Origin of the sequence: Streptomyces cathayae, from assembly GCF_029760955.1 — a bacterium.
Taxonomy (GTDB): Bacteria; Actinomycetota; Actinomycetes; order Streptomycetales; family Streptomycetaceae; genus Streptomyces; species Streptomyces cathayae.
The window spans coordinates 4,507,689-4,522,881 of record NZ_CP121682.1; the positions used below are offsets into that span (position 1 = coordinate 4,507,689).

Consider the following 15,193-nt stretch of genomic DNA (forward strand, 5'->3'; position numbering starts at 1 on the left):
CCTCACAACTCCTTGATCAACTCATGGATGAGGTCACGTGACTGATCTGGGGCGAGTGACCGTTCACTCACCCTATGGAAGAGCTTCCGGAAGTGTTCCAGCTGGGCTTCGGAATCGAGGAGTGCTGTGCCGTGAGGGGCGTCGCGTACCACGGTGTCCAGACGGGGGACCGGACCACCCAGGTGCACCATGGTGCTCCCGGCGCCCGCGAAGTCGTCCAGTGCGAAGGGGATGACCCTGACCGTGACATGGTCGGCATCGGACATCTCGAGGATGCGCGTCAGTTGAGCCCGAGTCGCAGCACGTCCGGCGACCTTGATCCGGAGCGCTGCTTCATGGATCACGGTGTCGTACGGGATCGGATCTGGGCATTCGATGACGATCTTCCGCCGCATCCTGTGTGACACTCGGTGTTCCACCTCCGAGTCCGGGAATTCCGGGTTCATGTAGGCGAACAGGGCCCGTGCGTAGTCCTCCGTCTGAAACAGCCCCGGCACGTGGATGACCGCCACGTCCTTCCGAAACTTCGCGTGGTGCTCCAACTCGGCGAGATCCAGGTACGCGGCGGGCAGAAGACCTCGGTAGTCCTCCCACCAGCCGCGGGCCCGCTCAGACGCCATGGAGACCAACGCGTCGATCAACTCGACGTTCGAACAGGAATAGTTGGCGGCAAGGCGACGTAGCCGTTCCTCGCTTACGCCGGCGAGGGCGGATTCGATGTGGCTGATCTGCACGGGGCTCACTCCGAGCAGCGCCGCCGCCTCCCGAGCGGCCAACCCCGCAGCGTCACGGAGGCGACGCAACTCGGTCGCCAATCTCAACTGACGCGCCGTCGGTTCACGCCTCAAGGCCATCGACTGCTCCCCAATCCAATGCGCCAGTGAACGCAACTCGTTCGGGGCCAGATTACGCGAACCGGCTTGCGTGACATGAAGAATTAGACCTACCTTCGGTGACGCGTTGAGTGCTCTGCGTGAGATGGGGCGTCGGAAGTGCACCGCTTCGTCCTGCCGTGACGTGGCGGCAGTGACACCGTCGCCCGTCCTCCTGCAGCGCTCCCAACTCCCTCACCCAACTGGAGTTCGCATGCCCGAAACCGAGCCGTGGGAGTACTCCCTGTACATCCCGAACGACCCGAGAGCCGTCACCATCTGCCGTCGCACCCTGCGCCTGATCCTCACCATGCACGGCCTGATTCGTCTGGTCGACGTCGCGGAGCTGATGGCTACGGAGTTGGTCTCCAACGCCGTGCGTCACACCAAGGGGCCGGCGGCACTGCGGGTGCGCTGGTCGGTCAACGGCGTCCTGCGGATCGGGGCGTGGGACGCGGACCCGTCCCCGCCGGAGCCGCCGAGGCCCTTCACCCCGGAGCTGGAGGGGGAGGACGGGCGGGGCCTGGCGCTGGTGCGGGCCTGCGCCGACGTGTGGGGCTGGCATCCGCTCTCCCGGTTCGGCAACCGGGGCAAGTACGTATGGTGCGAGCTGGGCGCTGCTGGGTGACCAAGTATCCTGCGCGCAGGCTCCGCCCTTCAAGGCAGGGTCGGTAGTCGGGGTGCCCGGGGCGACCCGAGTGCTGACCGGTCTCGGTATGCCCGGCGCCCCGCCGGAGCGCACTCGAGCAGGTGCGCGTGAAGCCCCGGGAGCGTGCTCTCGCGTCACGGCAACACGCGTGTGAGCCAGACCACTTCACCGTTGTCTTCCGTGGAAACGTGATCCCGCTCGAACCCGAGCTTCTCAAGGACACGGAGCGACGGTGTGTTCCATGCGCCGACGGTCGACCAGAGCCGTTTCCGCCCGGTCGCGACAGCGGCATCGAGCACCGCCCTGGCCGCCTCGGTGGCGTAGCCATGCCCATGCGCGCGCTGGAACAGCTCATACGCGATCTCGGGCTCCTCCAGGGTGGAGCGGCCGATGATCAGCCCGCAGTAGCCGATGAAGTCGCCTTCGTCACGGCGCTGGATGGGCAACAGGGCGATCCCCGTGGTCGCCGTCGCGGTGAGCAGCTCCGCGATGGACGTCCGGATGTGCTCAACGGTGGGGGTCCCCTTGCCGCGTTCGGAGAGGAGGGCGCAGAACTCGGCGGCGTCCGACTCGACCCACGGCCGCAGGATCAGCCGCTCGGTCTCAAGGTGGAACGGCATTTTTTTGTACGCAGTCATGCCCCCACTCTTCCCACGGAACATCACGGACGAGCCATGCTCGTGACCTGTGGATCGGCTCGGAGAGGTGCGCCCGGGCTGAGCGGCGTCCGGCCTGCGCCGACGGTCTATGCGGGCAAGGGCCGGTCGTCGACGACGTTCTTCATGACGAGGGTGGAGGTCAGGCGCTGCACTCCGGGCAGGCGGGCGAGTTGCTGGTCGTAGAGCTGCTGGTAGGCGGTGAGGTCGGTGGTGGCGACCCGCAGGAGGTAGTCGGGTTCGCCGAAGAGTCGTTGGGCCTGGAGGACGTGCGGGATGGCGCTCACCGCTTCTTCGAAGGAGGTGACGGTGTCGGGATCCTCCCAGCGCAGCGTGGCGAAGACGAGGGTTTCGAAGTGGAGGCCGACGGCGGCGGGGTCGACGACGGCGCGGTAGCCGCGGATCGCACCTTCGCGTTCGAGGTCGCGCAGGCGGCGGTGGCAGGGCGAGACGCTCAGCTGCACACGTGCGGCGAGTTCGGTGACCGTGAGACGGCCGTCCACCTGCAGTTCAGCAAGAATCTTCCGGTCTAGGGCGTCCATGAAGAAGATTCTCCTCCAATAGGCGAGATTCTGGGGTAAAGAAAGGAACACTTTCGGGCCGGTCCGGCCTAGCCTCCCTTGCGTAGCTGGGTACGTGAGAGGGACGGATTCATGGACGCGACCACGCTGGCGGCTTTTCTGGCGGTGGACCTCCTGCTGGTGTTCACCCCGGGGGCGGACTGGGCCTTCACGATCTCGGCGGGTCTGCGGGAGCGCTCGGTCCTCCCGGCCGTGACCGGGCTGATCGCCGGGTACGCGGGCTACACGATCCTGGCCGTCGCGGGCCTGGTCGTGATCGTGGCGAGCTCGCCGGTCGTGCTCACCGCGTTGACCGTTGCCGGAGCCGGCTACCTGGTCTGGCTGGGCTGGAACGTGCTGCGCCAGCCGGCAGCCCTGGCGGCCTCCGAGGAGACGGCCGGTGCCTCCCGGAGACAGGTGATGCTCAAGGGCGCCGGGATCAGCGGCCTGAACCCCAAGGCGCTGTTGCTGTACTTCTCGCTGTTCCCGCAGTTCATCGACACCACCGGCGGCTGGCCCGTCGCCGCGCAGACCGGCCTGTTCGGCACCCTGCACATGACCGCCTGCGCGCTGGTGTACCTCACGGTCGGCTTCCTCGCCCGCACCGTTCTGAAGACCCGGCCCTCCGCGGCCCGGGCGGTCACCCGCGCCTCGGGCGCCATCATGATCGTCATTGGTGTCGTCCTGCTCGCGGAACGCCTGGCCGCCTGACCGGACCCGCCCTGCTGCACACCGGCACGAAGGAGAACACGGACATGGAAGACCACACGCTGTTGGAGCAGGCGAGTCCCGCGGTCCGCAAGCGCGTCCAGGGCAGCTTCGACCGCCGGGGCCTGATGACCCACCTCGGCGCATCGATCGGTGGCGTTCTCACGGCAGGTCGGTGCGTCCCAGCCAGGCCGGCTTGACCGGTACCCCGTCTGCGTACCGCTCGATCTGCTGTTCCGCGGGCTCGGGCGCCGCGGCGACGGGCGTACTCGGCGCCTCCACCACAGGTTCCGGCGCAGGATCCGGCACGGTTTCCACCACCGGTTCCGGGGCGGGGGGTGCGGCGGAGTCCTCGATCAGTTCCGCCACCGTGAACCGGGTGACGAACGACTGCCACGCCCCGTCCACGACGAGCAGGAACCCGTCGTCCTGCCGCAGGAGCCGACGGCGCTTGGGGTTTCTGGGGTGCGGGGGCGAGTAGCTTCGCGCCCGTCGTTCCAGCTCCGCGAGTGCCTCCTCGCGCTCTCCGGTGACGTGAGCGAGCACGTATGCCTCGGTGTGCTTGCGTTCTCCGACCCCCATGGTGGTCTCGATGACCAGGCCCCAGGTCGTCATGTTCTTTGTCCCCCTCGTCCGCCCTGGCCCCGCCTCCGAACCGGCACGGCCGCTCGACGGCGGCACTATTCCACGTCGACGCCGTAGTCCCGGACCAGTTCCTCCAGGCCGCCCCGGTATCCCCTGCCGCCGGTGACGAAGTCCCAGTCGCCGTTCGCGCGGCGGCGGAAGGAGCCCAGTACGAGGGCGGTCTCGTCCGGGCGGCCGTCGGAGACGTGTAGTTGGCCGAGCGGGGTGCCCTCGGAGTCCAGCAGTCGGATGCCGGCGTCGGTGAACTCGGACAGGTCGGCCGCGGGGTTGGCGACGGGGTCGACCGCGGCGATGACGACGAGACGGTCGGCGTGTGCCGGCAGGGCGTCGAAGGAGACCTGGACGGCGGCCCTGTCGGGCGCGACGGGGACGAGCGTGCGCACCGTGCCGTCGGGTGTGCGGGGGTTGTTGTAGAAGACGAAGTGGTCGTCGTCCAGGACCCGGTTGCCGTGGCAGACGAGCGCGCACACGTCGAGGGCGACGTTGCCCGACCAGTACATGCCCAGCACGTTGTGGTCGTCCGCGCCGGTGTCACCGCCGGTTTTGCTGTCCGGTGCCGTCCGCTGAGCGGGCACCGGGCGTTCGCCGCCGCCGCCCAGGCGCCCGCGCAGCCCGTGGCGGTGCAGCAGGTCGACCAGTTCGGAGCCCGCCACCAGTTCCAGGGGTTTGCCGTTGGCGAAGGTGTGCGAGCCGGGGCCGAACGCGGAGGTGGTGACCAGGACCCCCTTGTTGGCGCCGGCGTCCTGGACGGTTCCGTACAGGTCGCGGACGGCGGTCGGGGGGACGGTGTTGCGGTAGCGCTTGACCTGCACGACGATCTTGCCGCCGCGGATCGGGGCCGGGTCCAGCGCGTCGACGTCGACACCGCCGTCGTTCGAGCGCTGGGTGGTCACGGCCTGCATGCCCATGGCCCGGAACAGGTCGGCGACCAGCGTTTCGAAGGCGACGGGGTCCATCTCGTACAGATCCGGCTCCTCGCCGTCCCCATGGGTGACGACGTTGTTGCCGACGTCCTCGGGAAGCCGGCCGGGCCGCACGGGCGTGTACTGGTCGGGGCGTGGGGACAACTGCCCCCGGAGGCCGTCCACCAGGCAGTTGACCGCGTTCACCTGTTCCAGGTGCAGCGCGGCGAACGTCGCACGCGGAGCCATGACGGTGGCGAGGAACATGGGCGCCCGTCTGCCGGTCACCGGGTCGTGATCGTCCACGAACCCGTTCAGCGCGACCGATTCCAGCGCGCCGAACTCGTCGGCCGCGAACAGGTCCCGCAGCACCAGCAGGAGGCACTGCGCGAGTACGTCCCGGTACAGGGTGCGGCGTTGGGTGACCGGTCGGGGCGACTCCTTCACCTGGTCGGCGTTGATCAGGTAGCGCGCCGACTTCGCCTCCGGGACGACGTCGTACCTGGGCAGCTCCCAGTTCAGCACCAGCTGGCGCGCCCCCGGGTCGTACGCCGCGGACAGCCTGCGGGGCAGGTCCTCCGGCCAGCCGGTCGAGGCGTAGAGGGCGGCGGAGAAGTACTCCACCGCGGCCTCCGGATCTCCGTTGCGGAGCCCCGTCGCCATCTCCGCGACGCCGGCGTTGTGCCGACGGATCTCGGCCGTCCGGGCCTCGGCCCACTGCTGGTACTGCGCCTGATAGGTGGCCAGTTGGTGCAGGCGCTGCGCTTCGGCGGCCTGTGCGGCGTGCCAGTCGCGCTCGAACCTGGAGCGGGCCTCCGCCTGCGCCTGCGCCCGGCGTGCGGCGGTCCAGCCGCTCTGCTGCGGCTGGTACTGATGCTGGTTCGGGTCCGGCATGGGGAGGGGGTGCGCGAGCTGTCCCGGGGCGAACGCCTCGATCTGCTCCGGCCGGGCGAGCGCGTCGGTCCGGAAGGCCGGAGCCCGGCATCCCGTCGTCAACAGGCCCTGCAACGCCTCGACCTGCGCGTCGAGTTCCTGCGTACGGCGCCGGGCCTCCGCCTCGCGTTGCTCCCGGTACGCCGCTTTCTGCTCACGGTAGCTGCGGGTGATCTCCCGCCGGTGGGCGCGCTGCTGCCGCTCCTGCTCCCGCTGGAACCTGGCTTGCGCCTCCTGTTGACGTTGCTGTTGGCGCTGCGCCTCGGCCCAGACGGCGACCAACCCATTGGAGCGACGGCTCATGCTCGACAGGCCCTCCCCACCGGTGACCCGGCATGCGTGCACCAGGCTCCGGCCCCATAACCAGCAGTGATGGAAAGACTCTAGTCGGCAACCGGTCGCGCACCCACACGCTTGCTTCAAGTGATCTTCACTTCATCGTCACCGACCTCGGGAGGCGCCGGGGCGGCCTCCGGGATGAGGGCCGGACGGGCCCGCGATGGTGCTCTGCCGCCCGCGCTCAGGGGCGTCAACTCGAACCTGTGTCAGAGGTCTTGTGCCCCCGTGTGGCGTGTGGCACAGTCCAGCGCCACCGAGTGTCAAAAAATGACATCCAGTGCCATACGCTCCGGGAGCCCCGTTGTGAACCAGCAGCGAACCGCGCAGGACGGCACCGACGCCCTGCACGCCACGGCGAGCCGCAAAGCGGCCTTCCGTCTCTTGCCGATCCTGTGCCTCACGTACTTCATGGCGTTCGTGGACCGCACCAACGTCGGTATGGCCAAGACGTCGCTCGAAGCCGACGTGGGCATCAGCGCCGCGGCGTACGGCGTCGGCGCGGGCATCTTCTTCCTGAGCTACGCGCTCCTGGAGGTGCCCAGCAACCTGATCATGTACCGGGTCGGGCCGCGGCGCTGGATCACCCGGATCGCCGTGACCTGGGGACTGCTCTGCTCCTGCATGATGTTCGTGCAGGACGAACTGTCCTTCTACATCGTCCGGTTCCTGCTCGGCGCGGCCGAGGCCGGCCTGTACCCGGCGCTCATGTACACCGTCACGATCTGGTTCTCGCAGAAGCAGCGGGTGACCGTGGTCGGGATCCTCTACCTCGCCGTGTGCGCCGGTTTCGCACTCGGGGCTCCCCTCGGCGGCGCTCTCATGGAGCTCCACGGAGCGGGCGGGCTGTACGGCTGGCAGTGGATGTTCCTCGTCGAGGGCCTGCTCACCGTGGTCGTCGCCTACTTCGTGTGGCGCCTCGTGCCCGACCGGCCACAGGACGCGAAGTGGCTGACGGCGCGGGAGGCCGCGGTGCTGAACGAGCGCGCGGTCGTGCGGACCGCCCCGGGGCACGGCACCCTGAAGGGCAACGCCAGGATCGCCTTCGCCCGGCCGTTCATCCTCGCGCTGTCCCTGATCTACTTCGCGAACCAGGTCAACAGCGTGGCGATCCAGTACAACTTCCCGTCCATCGTCGAAAGCCTCGACGTGGAAGGGTCCTTCCTGATCGGTGTGGTGAGCGGCAGCGCCGGCATCGCCTCGTTCATCGGCGTGCTCGTGATCCCGTGGATCCAGCGCCGTGTGCAGAGCGAGGTCCGGGTCCTGACGTACGTGACGCTCGCCACGGTCCCGGTGGCGGTCGCGTACAGCGTCTCCGACGGCGCGATCCTGCGCATTCTGCTGATCGACGCGGCGATGCTGCTGCTGGTCGGCATCCTCCCGCTCTACTGGTCGGTCGCGATGGCGAGGATGTCCGGGCTGATGGCCGCGGCCGGACTCGCGTTCATCAACACGGTCGGGCTGCTCGGCGGGTTCGTCGGCCCCTATCTGTACGGACTCGCCGAGGGCCGGGGGAGCGAGTCCGCCGGACACGCCGTGCTCGTGGGCGCCGCCGTCCTCGGCGTGCTGCTCCTGCCGGTGCTGCATCGAACGGTGCGTTCCGAGGACCGGCGGGCCGGCCAGGGCGCCGGCCCGGGCTCTCCGGCCGGTGGGGAAGCCGGTGCGGAAGCGGTGAAGTGACCCTGCGGAACCGTGTCGTCGCCGCCCGGACCGGCCCGTTCGGCGGGTGGGCGGCGTCGACCGTACGCGGGGGCGGCGGCCGACCCGGCCTCCCCCCGCGGCCGTGGTCATAGACTCACGGATTCACGGGTTCACCGACTCACGGGCGCACGGCGACTTCGTGCGGAGACGCCGAGGAGTCGGGGAGGGGGAGGGGAGGAGCCATGGCCGAACGAGGGCTGGAGACGAAGTACCGCATCGCGGAGACGGCGATGGCGCTGTTCCTGGAGCAGGGCTACGAGAGCGTCACCGTGGAGGCCGTCGCGGACGCGTCGCAGGTGTCACGGCGCACGGTGTTCCGGTACTTCGACGGCAAGGACGAGCTGGCGTTCCCCGATCACTCCGCGCGGCTGGAGCTGTTGGCGCGCCACCTGGTGAAGCCGACCGGGGGGCGGTCCCCGGTGGACGTCGTCGTCGCGGCCACCGAGGTGGTGATGCTCGACTTCCTGAGCAGGCCCGAACTGGTGCTCCAGCGCTACCGGCTGACCCGGATCGTGCCCGAGTTGCGCAGGCGTGAGGTGCTCGAGAACGAACGCTACGTCGCCCTGACCCGGGCGTATCTGCGTGACCGACTGCCCCCGGACGGTCCGGCGTTCCTGCCGATGGCGCTCTCCGCGCTGATCGACGCGATGCATCGGTCGGCGCTCGGCAACTTCGCCCGCAGCGGCGGGACGGCGGACGCGTACGCCGAGCTCAAGGACGGCATGGAGTGGATCCGCCGGACCCTGGTCGAGGAACCGGCTGCCGGCAGTCCCCTGCTGTTCGCCGTGCTGCCGGACACGGCGGCCGCGCGGCACGCGTTGTCGACGCTGCGCGACGAGGCCCGGGACCTGCTCTGAACCCGGTGCGCCGGCCGCGGCCGATCCCGGGCGTGCAGGACCGAACGGTGCGGGGCACGGTGAGTCTGCCGACCGGGAGGGCCCGCGCAGGCGGCGCGGTCGCCGCTCTCGCCCCGTCGGCCGCCCTGACGGGCTGAGACCCCGGCACATCGGTGCCATGACATGGATGCACCGAAAAATGAACAGCGCCTCTCGGAGTGCCCCCGGCACTGACGTCGATGGCTAGCATCAATGCCGCTGACTGTGATGTGAGGAGGCCGAGGTGGCCGAGGTGGCCGAGGTGACCGAGACGACGCCGGTCGAGACGGCCGTGGCCGAGGTGATGGCCGAGCTGGCCGAGCTCGAGGACCCGAAGACACGCCGGGTGAACGAGAAGCACGGTGACGATCACGGTGTGAATCTCAGCAGGCTGCGCGCGCTCGCGAAGCGGCTGAAGACGCAGCAGGAACTCGCGCGCCGCCTCTGGGCGACGGATGACACCGCGGCGAGACTCCTGGCGATCCTGGTCTGCCGCCCGAAGGCGTTCGAGCGCGAGGAACTGGACGTCATGCTGCGCGAGGCACGCGCACCCAAGGTGCACGACTGGCTCGTGAACTACGTGGTGAAGAAGAACCCGCACTCCGAAGAGCTGCGCCTGGCCTGGTCCGCCGATCCGGATCCCGTGGTCGCGAGCGCCGGCTGGGCGCTGACCACCGAACGCGTGGCGAAGCGGCCTGGGGGTCTCGACCTGGCAGGACTGCTCGACGTCATCGAGGCGGAGATGAAGAACGCCCCGGATCGCTTGCAATGGGCGATGAACCACTGCCTGGCCCAGATCGGCATCGAGCACGCCGAGCACCGTACCCGCGCAGTCGACATCGGCGAGCGCCTGGAAGTGCTCAAGGACTACCCGACCTCCCCGGGCTGCACGTCCCCGTTCGCGCCCGTCTGGATCACCGAGATGGTGCGCCGACAGCACGACGGGTAGGAAGAGCCGCGCTCGCGCTCACGCTCGTGCCGCTACCGGGGCCCTTCGCCGTGCACGGCCCTGCAGGGCGGAAGCAAAGCGGCTCTTCGGGGCTCTTCGGCCTGCTTCGACACGCGCCGGCCGTGACCGCTGTCGGCCCCGGCGTGGCACCACGGCGGCCGTCCGTCGAGGCGGCTGCCGCTCCCACGCGTCATGCCCCGGCCGAAGCCGAGCGGTTGCGGCACTCGGGTGCCGGTGGATAACCCTTCACTCGCACGGACCGAAATCTGTGGTGGCTGATGTAGACATGTGCGCGCACCGAGGTTAGTGTGTCTGCTGTAGCCAGGAAGTCGGTGAGGCGTGGCAGACACGAACTGCCCGCGGGAACAGAGGTTCTGGCACGGCGGTGGAGTGGTGGGGCCGGAGTAGGCTTGGGGCCCCCTCGCTGACCGCCGGGCCTGGTGGCCGTACGAGGGCCGCCGGCAGTACGCAGGTCCGCAGGAGTGAGAAGTCAGACAGAAGGAAGAGAAGGAGGAGGACGCCATCAGGATCGCCCGGGCGAGAACGGTCTGCCCGGGTACCGCAGGCCCCGGAACGGAAGGTGGTCCCACGGTCACGCATCCGCGATCCCCGCACTCTCCGCCCCTCGTCAGGGGTCGGTGCGGAAACAGAAGGCCGGCCTCGCAGTAAGCCGGTCGATGGTGTTACAAATCCCTCGGGGCCTTGGTGCCGTACGGCACCAAGGCCCCTCGACGCATTCCCCCCTCAGAGGTGCAGATGACCACAGACACGCCGCTCGACCGAATCGACGACGACGACTACCCCGCTTACACCATGGGACGAGCAGCGGAGATGCTCGGCACCACGCCCGCCTTCCTACGGGCTCTCGGTGAAGCCCGGTTGATCACACCCCTGCGCTCCGAGGGCGGCCACCGTCGCTACTCCCGCTATCAGCTGCGCATCGCCGCCCGTGCCCGGGAGATGGTCGACCAGGGCACCGCCATCGAGGCGGCCTGCCGCATCATCATCCTGGAAGACCAACTGGAAGAGGCCCGGCGCATCAACGACGCACTGCGAGGCGGTGAGGTCGGGGCCGACCACAAGGCGGACGCCTGACCCGCACGCTCATGGCGGACGGTGGCACGCCAGGACCGCGGCCGGCAGCCGATCGGACCGGCGATCGAGTCCCCTTCGGGAGGGCCCGGGGCTGCGCTGCTCGGCCGACACCCCTGCTGTAAGCGGTCATTCCCGGCGTGTACGAACCGTTTTCCCCGTCGCTTGTCCCGCCGGGCCGCCGAACAGTTTCCGGCGGATGGCGCGACGCTGCGCGGCGGTGGTCGCACCCCAGATGCCGACGTCCTCCCCCTGCTCGACGGCCCACCGGCGGCAGGCGAGCAGGACGCGGCAGCGATGGCAGACCGCACGGGCGCGAGCGACCTGGGGCTCGCTTTCCCGTTCGATCAGAGGGAAGAAGAGCTCGGGATCCTCGCCCACGCACGCGGCATCGCGGATCCATCCGCGTGCGGCGGGGAACAGGTCGACGCTGAAGCGAGAAGGCCGACGGTCGTCCGGCACGGTGACACCTCCGCCAGATGCCGGCTGAGCCGGCAGGTGGCTGCGGCACAGGCGTGCCGCAGGCCCGGCAGGGGTCGTGCCCACCACTCTAAAAGCGTGCCTGTGGACTTGTCAGCCCGGACGGGGTCCGTGCGGGCCGTACTCGTCATGCCCTGCTCAGGGCCGGGGCGGTGGCCGCCCCTCCCGCAGGTCAGATGGACATGGGGGCGCCGAGCATCAGGGAAGCCCGCTGGAGCGGGTCGGCGATCCTCGCCTCTGCGACCTCTGCGGCCTCGGGGGCCTCGGGGGCGGTGCGGCAGGTGAAGCCGAGCCGGGTCATGGCCCTGAGGACTTCGCCGCCGCTGAAATCGCGGCGGTCCTGGCGGGTGACGACCTGGCCGACCTGCTTGGCGGGGTAGTGGCGGCGCCCGATGACGACGGAGTCGCCGGTGACCGGCTCGGGCTTGACGCCCTTCATCGATTCCAGCACGCCGTCCTTGGTGAGCTCGAACGGAAAGCGGGCGATGACACAACGCATGACGCCTCACAAGGAGAAGGGGAAAGGGGCCGGCTGTGATGTGGCGGTTCAGCGGGAGAGGGCGATGACGCCCGGGGCGTCATCGTGTTCGTCGACCACGGGCAAGGCCCCGAGCCGCCGGTGGCGCATCGCGTGCTCGGCCTCGGCCACCGTGGTCAGCGGCGGGGCGAAGGGCCCGCCGTCGTCGCGTCGGAGACGTCGCGCAGGCGGAGCCGGTCGGTGTAGCCGGAACTGTCCCGCACGGCGGTGAGCCGGGCCTGGGTGACCAGGTCGGTGTACTGGCCGTCCTCGTCGCAGACGACGAGGTGACCCGTGCGGGCGGCGGCCATGAGGGACAGCGCCACTTCGACGGTCATGTCGTCCCAGACCTGAGGCCCGGCCGAGTCCACGGCATCGGCAGCCGTCCTGTGCACGGCGTCGGTGCCGGTCGGGCGGGAATGCATCTGGACCAGCGTCAAGAGGTGCCTCCTGCAGAGATGGGTCAGCTTCCTGATCAGGACGGGTCTAGGCGGCGTCGGAGACGGACCGCCGTGCGGGCGCGCGCCGGGCCGCCGGCACGGCGCGGCGCCGGCCGCGTGAGGTGGCGCCGCGCCGGGGGCGTTCGGTCACCGGTGCGGTGATGACGACCGGGATGCCGGAGGGGGCCTGGGCGCCGGTGATGCGGTGCAGGGCCTCCGCGCCCGCGCGGACCTGGGTGGTCTGCGGGACGATGCCGGCCATTTCCATGAGGCGGGTCATGGCGCGGCGCTGGTTCGGGGTGACCAGGGTGACGACGCTGCCGGACTCGCCGGCGCGGGCCGTGCGGCCGCCGCGGTGGAGGTAGTCCTTGTGGTCGGTCGGAGGGTCGACGTTGACGACGAGGTCGAGACTGTCGACGTGGATGCCGCGCGCGGCGACGTTGGTCGCCACCAGCACGTTGACGTGCCCGTTCTTGAACTGCGTCAGCGTACGGGTGCGCTGCGGCTGCGACTTGCCCCCGTGCAGGGAGGCGGCCCGCACCCCGCTGTTCAGGAAGTGCTCGGTGAGGCGGTCCACGGCGTGCTTGGTGTCCAGGAACATGATCACACGGCCGTCGCGTGCGGCGATCTCGGTGACGGCCGCGTGCTTGTCGGCGCCGTGGACGTGGAGCACGTGGTGCTCCATCGTCGTGACCGCGCCGGCCGACGGATCGACGGAGTGCACGACGGGGTCGCTCAGGTAGCGGCGCACGAGGAGGTCGACGTTGCGGTCGAGCGTGGCGGAGAACAGCATGCGCTGCCCCTCGGGACGGACCTGGTCGAGCAGAGCGGTGACCTGCGGCATGAAGCCCATGTCGGCCATCTGGTCCGCTTCGTCGAGGACGGTGACGGACACCTGGTCCAGTCGGCAGTCGCCGCGTTCGATGAGGTCCTTGAGGCGTCCGGGGGTGGCGACGACGAGCTCGACGCCGCGGCGCAGCGCGCCGGCCTGCCTGCTGATCGGCATCCCTCCCACGACCGTCGCCAGGCGCAGCCTCACCGCGCGGGCGTACGGCGTGAGCGCGTCGGTGACCTGCTGCGCCAGCTCACGCGTCGGTACGAGGATCAGCCCCAGCGGCTGCCGGGCCTCGGCGCGCCGCCCGGCCGTACGGGCCAGCAGGGCCAGCCCGAAGGCGAGGGTCTTGCCGGAACCGGTGCGCCCCCGGCCGAGGACGTCACGGCCGGCGAGCGAGTTCGGCAGCGTCGCGGCCTGGATCGGGAACGGTACGGTCACGCCCTGCGCGCCGAGCGCGGTCAGCAGCTCCGCGGGCATGTCGAGATCGGCGAAGCCCGCCACGGCGGGCAGCGCCGGGGTGATCGTCTTCGGGAGGGCGAACTCCCCCTGGAACGCGGCGGGGCGGCGGCTGTGACCGTGGGAACGCACCGGTCCGCCGGAGCGGCTCAGGGACGACGAGCCGAACTGTCTGCCGTTCTTCCCGGGGACGGCGCTGCCGTTCCGGGTGCGGGCGAAGCGGTCGTTCGTGCGTGTGCGGTTCATGCGGAACCTTCCTTGATGCGGCACATATCAAGGAATTCCCGCAGCGGTGAGCGGCATGGAGAATTGCAAGAACGGGCCGAGTGGGGCGCGAAAATGAATCGTGCGCCAAAACATGATGCACGGGAGATGCTCTGGCATTCCCGAAAGGGAATCCTTTTGTGTAGGTCTGTGGATTCCCCGCGGTCGTCCCGCAGGCGAAACCACTGCGGGACGTGCATGCAGCTGGGGCCCGCACCCCGAAGGATGCGGGCCCCAGCTACGAAGTGTGCGCCGGTGTCAGGCGGGGACGATGTTCTCGGCCGTCGGGCCCTTCTGCCCCTGCGCGATGTCGAAGCTCACCTTCTGGCCCTCCTGGAGCTCGCGGAAGCCCTGGGCGGCGATGTTCGAGTAGTGGGCGAAGACGTCGGGGCCGCCGCCGTCCTGCTCGATGAAGCCGAAGCCCTTTTCCGCGTTGAACCACTTCACGGTGCCAGTAGCCATGTCTTGTCTCCTTCGGGGCAGTGAATCGGCATCCGCACTGCACGGGCGCCGTGTCGCCGCGATGATCGACCCGCCCGGAAAAAGACCGGTGCCAAAGATGTTTCCAGTGGCACGGAAGCCGCCTGAGAAGAACTTGGAATTCGGGAACCACAACTGCAACTGCGATTGACAGTAGCACGTTGTGGCGGCCTGTGCGCGGCGAATAATTCCGCTCTGTTCGCTGCTGTAAGGAAACTGTCCGCACGTTCCGTCAAACTCTCATCCCGTGGGTGCAGATATCATGGTGTCCGGACCTTGGCGATCCTTGAATTTCCACCTCCGCCGGCAGTCGGCCACGGACTGTTCCGCTGCACCCGCCCCCTCGGAGCAAGCGACCGGCCGCCGTACGAACCGCTCCAGAACTCTGGCGGTGCCGGCTCCCGGTCCGTGCCCGTCGGGGGCCCGGGAGGGGACGGAGGACCGGTTCCGCTCGGGGCGATCGCCCACCGGATCGACGTCCGGTCGGCGGGCGTGCGTCTCGCGTGCGACGGGACGGTCGCCGCGGCACTGCTCGGTGGGCCGGACGCGCACGCGGTGCCGCTGAGCCGGATGTCCGCCGAGGTGCACACGGACGCCCCCGGCCGCCACGTGGACGGAGGACCATGCCCAGCCGGGTCGGGGCCGGGGGGCGACGCACACCGCACGAGGGCGTCAGCGGGTCAGGAGGGCGGGCCTGCCTGCCCGGCACGCCCGGTCGGCGCACCGCCGCGCTCGGACCGGGCCGCGCGCCGGGCGCAACATCGGCCGGTGGCCGCGTACCCCTGGACAGCGAGAGCCGGCGCGAGGACGACTTCGACCGTGTCTTCGAGCAAGGCGCCGTCG

Annotated in this window: 15 protein-coding genes and 1 pseudogene; 6 read left to right on the top strand and 10 right to left on the bottom strand. The window is 69.8% G+C overall.

Annotated features, from left to right (window positions below; translation table 11 throughout):
• Positions 1-2: 2 nt before the first annotated feature.
• On the bottom strand, positions 3-854 hold the full coding sequence (locus tag PYS65_RS20675) for a DUF5753 domain-containing protein (protein ID WP_279335412.1): 852 nt from the start codon (positions 852-854) through the stop codon (positions 3-5).
• 232 nt (positions 855-1,086) lie between these two features.
• Here PYS65_RS20675 and PYS65_RS20680 point away from each other — a divergent pair, with 232 nt between their 5' ends.
• Positions 1,087-1,500 (top strand): ATP-binding protein, encoded by a 414-nt coding sequence (locus PYS65_RS20680; RefSeq protein ID WP_279335413.1) that lies wholly within the window; start codon positions 1,087-1,089, stop codon positions 1,498-1,500.
• Positions 1,501-1,655: 155 nt separating this feature from the next.
• Here the strand turns inward: PYS65_RS20680 and PYS65_RS20685 are convergent, their stop codons facing one another.
• Entirely contained in the window at positions 1,656-2,159 is a 504-nt protein-coding gene (locus PYS65_RS20685) for a GNAT family N-acetyltransferase (RefSeq protein WP_279335414.1), read from the bottom strand.
• 107 nt (positions 2,160-2,266) lie between these two features.
• Positions 2,267-2,719, bottom strand: coding sequence for an Lrp/AsnC family transcriptional regulator (locus tag PYS65_RS20690; protein WP_279335415.1), 453 nt, complete (start codon positions 2,717-2,719; stop codon positions 2,267-2,269).
• Positions 2,720-2,830: 111 nt separating this feature from the next.
• Here PYS65_RS20690 and PYS65_RS20695 point away from each other — a divergent pair, with 111 nt between their 5' ends.
• On the top strand, positions 2,831-3,448 hold the full coding sequence (locus PYS65_RS20695; protein ID WP_279335416.1) for a LysE family translocator: 618 nt from the start codon (positions 2,831-2,833) through the stop codon (positions 3,446-3,448).
• A 159-nt stretch (positions 3,449-3,607) separates the two neighbouring features.
• Here PYS65_RS20695 and PYS65_RS20700 read toward each other — a convergent pair whose 3' ends face one another.
• Both PYS65_RS20700 and PYS65_RS20705 read right to left on the bottom strand, forming a co-directional pair.
• Complete coding sequence (locus PYS65_RS20700) at positions 3,608-4,060, bottom strand: hypothetical protein (RefSeq protein ID WP_279335417.1); 453 nt, start codon at positions 4,058-4,060, stop codon at positions 3,608-3,610.
• Between the two features lie 65 nt (positions 4,061-4,125).
• Entirely contained in the window at positions 4,126-6,228 is a 2,103-nt protein-coding gene (locus tag PYS65_RS20705; RefSeq protein ID WP_279335418.1) for a restriction endonuclease, read from the bottom strand.
• Positions 6,229-6,567: 339 nt separating this feature from the next.
• Between PYS65_RS20705 and PYS65_RS20710 the strand changes: the two genes are divergently transcribed.
• The 4 genes from PYS65_RS20710 to PYS65_RS20725 all read left to right on the top strand — a co-directional run bounded on the left by PYS65_RS20710 (position 6,568) and on the right by PYS65_RS20725 (position 10,881).
• Entirely contained in the window at positions 6,568-7,941 is a 1,374-nt protein-coding gene (locus PYS65_RS20710) for an MFS transporter (RefSeq protein ID WP_279335419.1), read from the top strand.
• Between the two features lie 203 nt (positions 7,942-8,144).
• Entirely contained in the window at positions 8,145-8,819 is a 675-nt protein-coding gene (locus tag PYS65_RS20715; protein ID WP_279335420.1) for a TetR/AcrR family transcriptional regulator, read from the top strand.
• Positions 8,820-9,141: 322 nt separating this feature from the next.
• The gene (locus PYS65_RS20720) at positions 9,142-9,786 is read left to right on the top strand and encodes a DNA alkylation repair protein (protein WP_279338019.1); all 645 of its coding nucleotides are present in this window, start codon (positions 9,142-9,144) and stop codon (positions 9,784-9,786) included.
• Between the two features lie 756 nt (positions 9,787-10,542).
• A complete protein-coding gene (locus PYS65_RS20725) occupies positions 10,543-10,881 on the top strand; it encodes a MerR family transcriptional regulator (RefSeq protein WP_279335421.1) in 339 nt (112 codons plus the stop codon).
• 126 nt (positions 10,882-11,007) lie between these two features.
• Here the strand turns inward: PYS65_RS20725 and PYS65_RS20730 are convergent, their stop codons facing one another.
• From PYS65_RS20730 to PYS65_RS20750, 5 genes and pseudogenes are all read right to left on the bottom strand, one after another.
• Positions 11,008-11,340 (bottom strand): WhiB family transcriptional regulator, encoded by a 333-nt coding sequence (locus tag PYS65_RS20730; protein ID WP_279335422.1) that lies wholly within the window; start codon positions 11,338-11,340, stop codon positions 11,008-11,010.
• Positions 11,341-11,530: 190 nt separating this feature from the next.
• Positions 11,531-11,857, bottom strand: a complete 327-nt coding sequence (locus tag PYS65_RS20735) for an SCO5918 family protein (protein WP_279335423.1) — start codon at positions 11,855-11,857, stop codon at positions 11,531-11,533.
• A 48-nt stretch (positions 11,858-11,905) separates the two neighbouring features.
• A pseudogene (locus PYS65_RS20740) lies at positions 11,906-12,315 on the bottom strand (CBS domain-containing protein).
• 46 nt (positions 12,316-12,361) lie between these two features.
• Positions 12,362-13,852, bottom strand: a complete 1,491-nt coding sequence (locus PYS65_RS20745; RefSeq protein ID WP_279335424.1) for a DEAD/DEAH box helicase — start codon at positions 13,850-13,852, stop codon at positions 12,362-12,364.
• 276 nt (positions 13,853-14,128) lie between these two features.
• Positions 14,129-14,332 carry a cold-shock protein gene (locus PYS65_RS20750; RefSeq protein WP_030939356.1) on the bottom strand — a complete coding sequence of 68 codons (204 nt, stop codon included), beginning with the start codon at positions 14,330-14,332 and terminating at the stop codon, positions 14,129-14,131.
• Between the last annotated feature and the right edge of the window lie 861 nt (positions 14,333-15,193).

Excerpts from the sequence above, each read along its gene's own strand:
- PYS65_RS20720 (WP_279338019.1), top strand. The coding sequence starts at position 9,142 with ATGGCCGAGCTGGCCGAGCTCGAGGACCCGAAGACACGCCGGGTGAAC.
- PYS65_RS20680 (WP_279335413.1), top strand. The coding sequence starts at position 1,087 with ATGCCCGAAACCGAGCCGTGGGAGTACTCCCTGTACATCCCGAACGAC.
- PYS65_RS20705 (WP_279335418.1), bottom strand. The coding sequence starts at position 6,228 with ATGAGCCGTCGCTCCAATGGGTTGGTCGCCGTCTGGGCCGAGGCGCAG.
- PYS65_RS20745 (WP_279335424.1), bottom strand. The coding sequence starts at position 13,852 with ATGAACCGCACACGCACGAACGACCGCTTCGCCCGCACCCGGAACGGC.
- PYS65_RS20700 (WP_279335417.1), bottom strand. The coding sequence starts at position 4,060 with ATGACGACCTGGGGCCTGGTCATCGAGACCACCATGGGGGTCGGAGAA.
- PYS65_RS20690 (WP_279335415.1), bottom strand. The coding sequence starts at position 2,719 with ATGGACGCCCTAGACCGGAAGATTCTTGCTGAACTGCAGGTGGACGGC.
- PYS65_RS20695 (WP_279335416.1), top strand. The coding sequence starts at position 2,831 with ATGGACGCGACCACGCTGGCGGCTTTTCTGGCGGTGGACCTCCTGCTG.
- PYS65_RS20735 (WP_279335423.1), bottom strand. The coding sequence starts at position 11,857 with ATGCGTTGTGTCATCGCCCGCTTTCCGTTCGAGCTCACCAAGGACGGC.
- PYS65_RS20685 (WP_279335414.1), bottom strand. The coding sequence starts at position 2,159 with ATGACTGCGTACAAAAAAATGCCGTTCCACCTTGAGACCGAGCGGCTG.
- PYS65_RS20715 (WP_279335420.1), top strand. The coding sequence starts at position 8,145 with ATGGCCGAACGAGGGCTGGAGACGAAGTACCGCATCGCGGAGACGGCG.
- PYS65_RS20675 (WP_279335412.1), bottom strand. The coding sequence starts at position 854 with ATGGCCTTGAGGCGTGAACCGACGGCGCGTCAGTTGAGATTGGCGACC.
- PYS65_RS20750 (WP_030939356.1), bottom strand. The coding sequence starts at position 14,332 with ATGGCTACTGGCACCGTGAAGTGGTTCAACGCGGAAAAGGGCTTCGGC.
- PYS65_RS20725 (WP_279335421.1), top strand. The coding sequence starts at position 10,543 with ATGACCACAGACACGCCGCTCGACCGAATCGACGACGACGACTACCCC.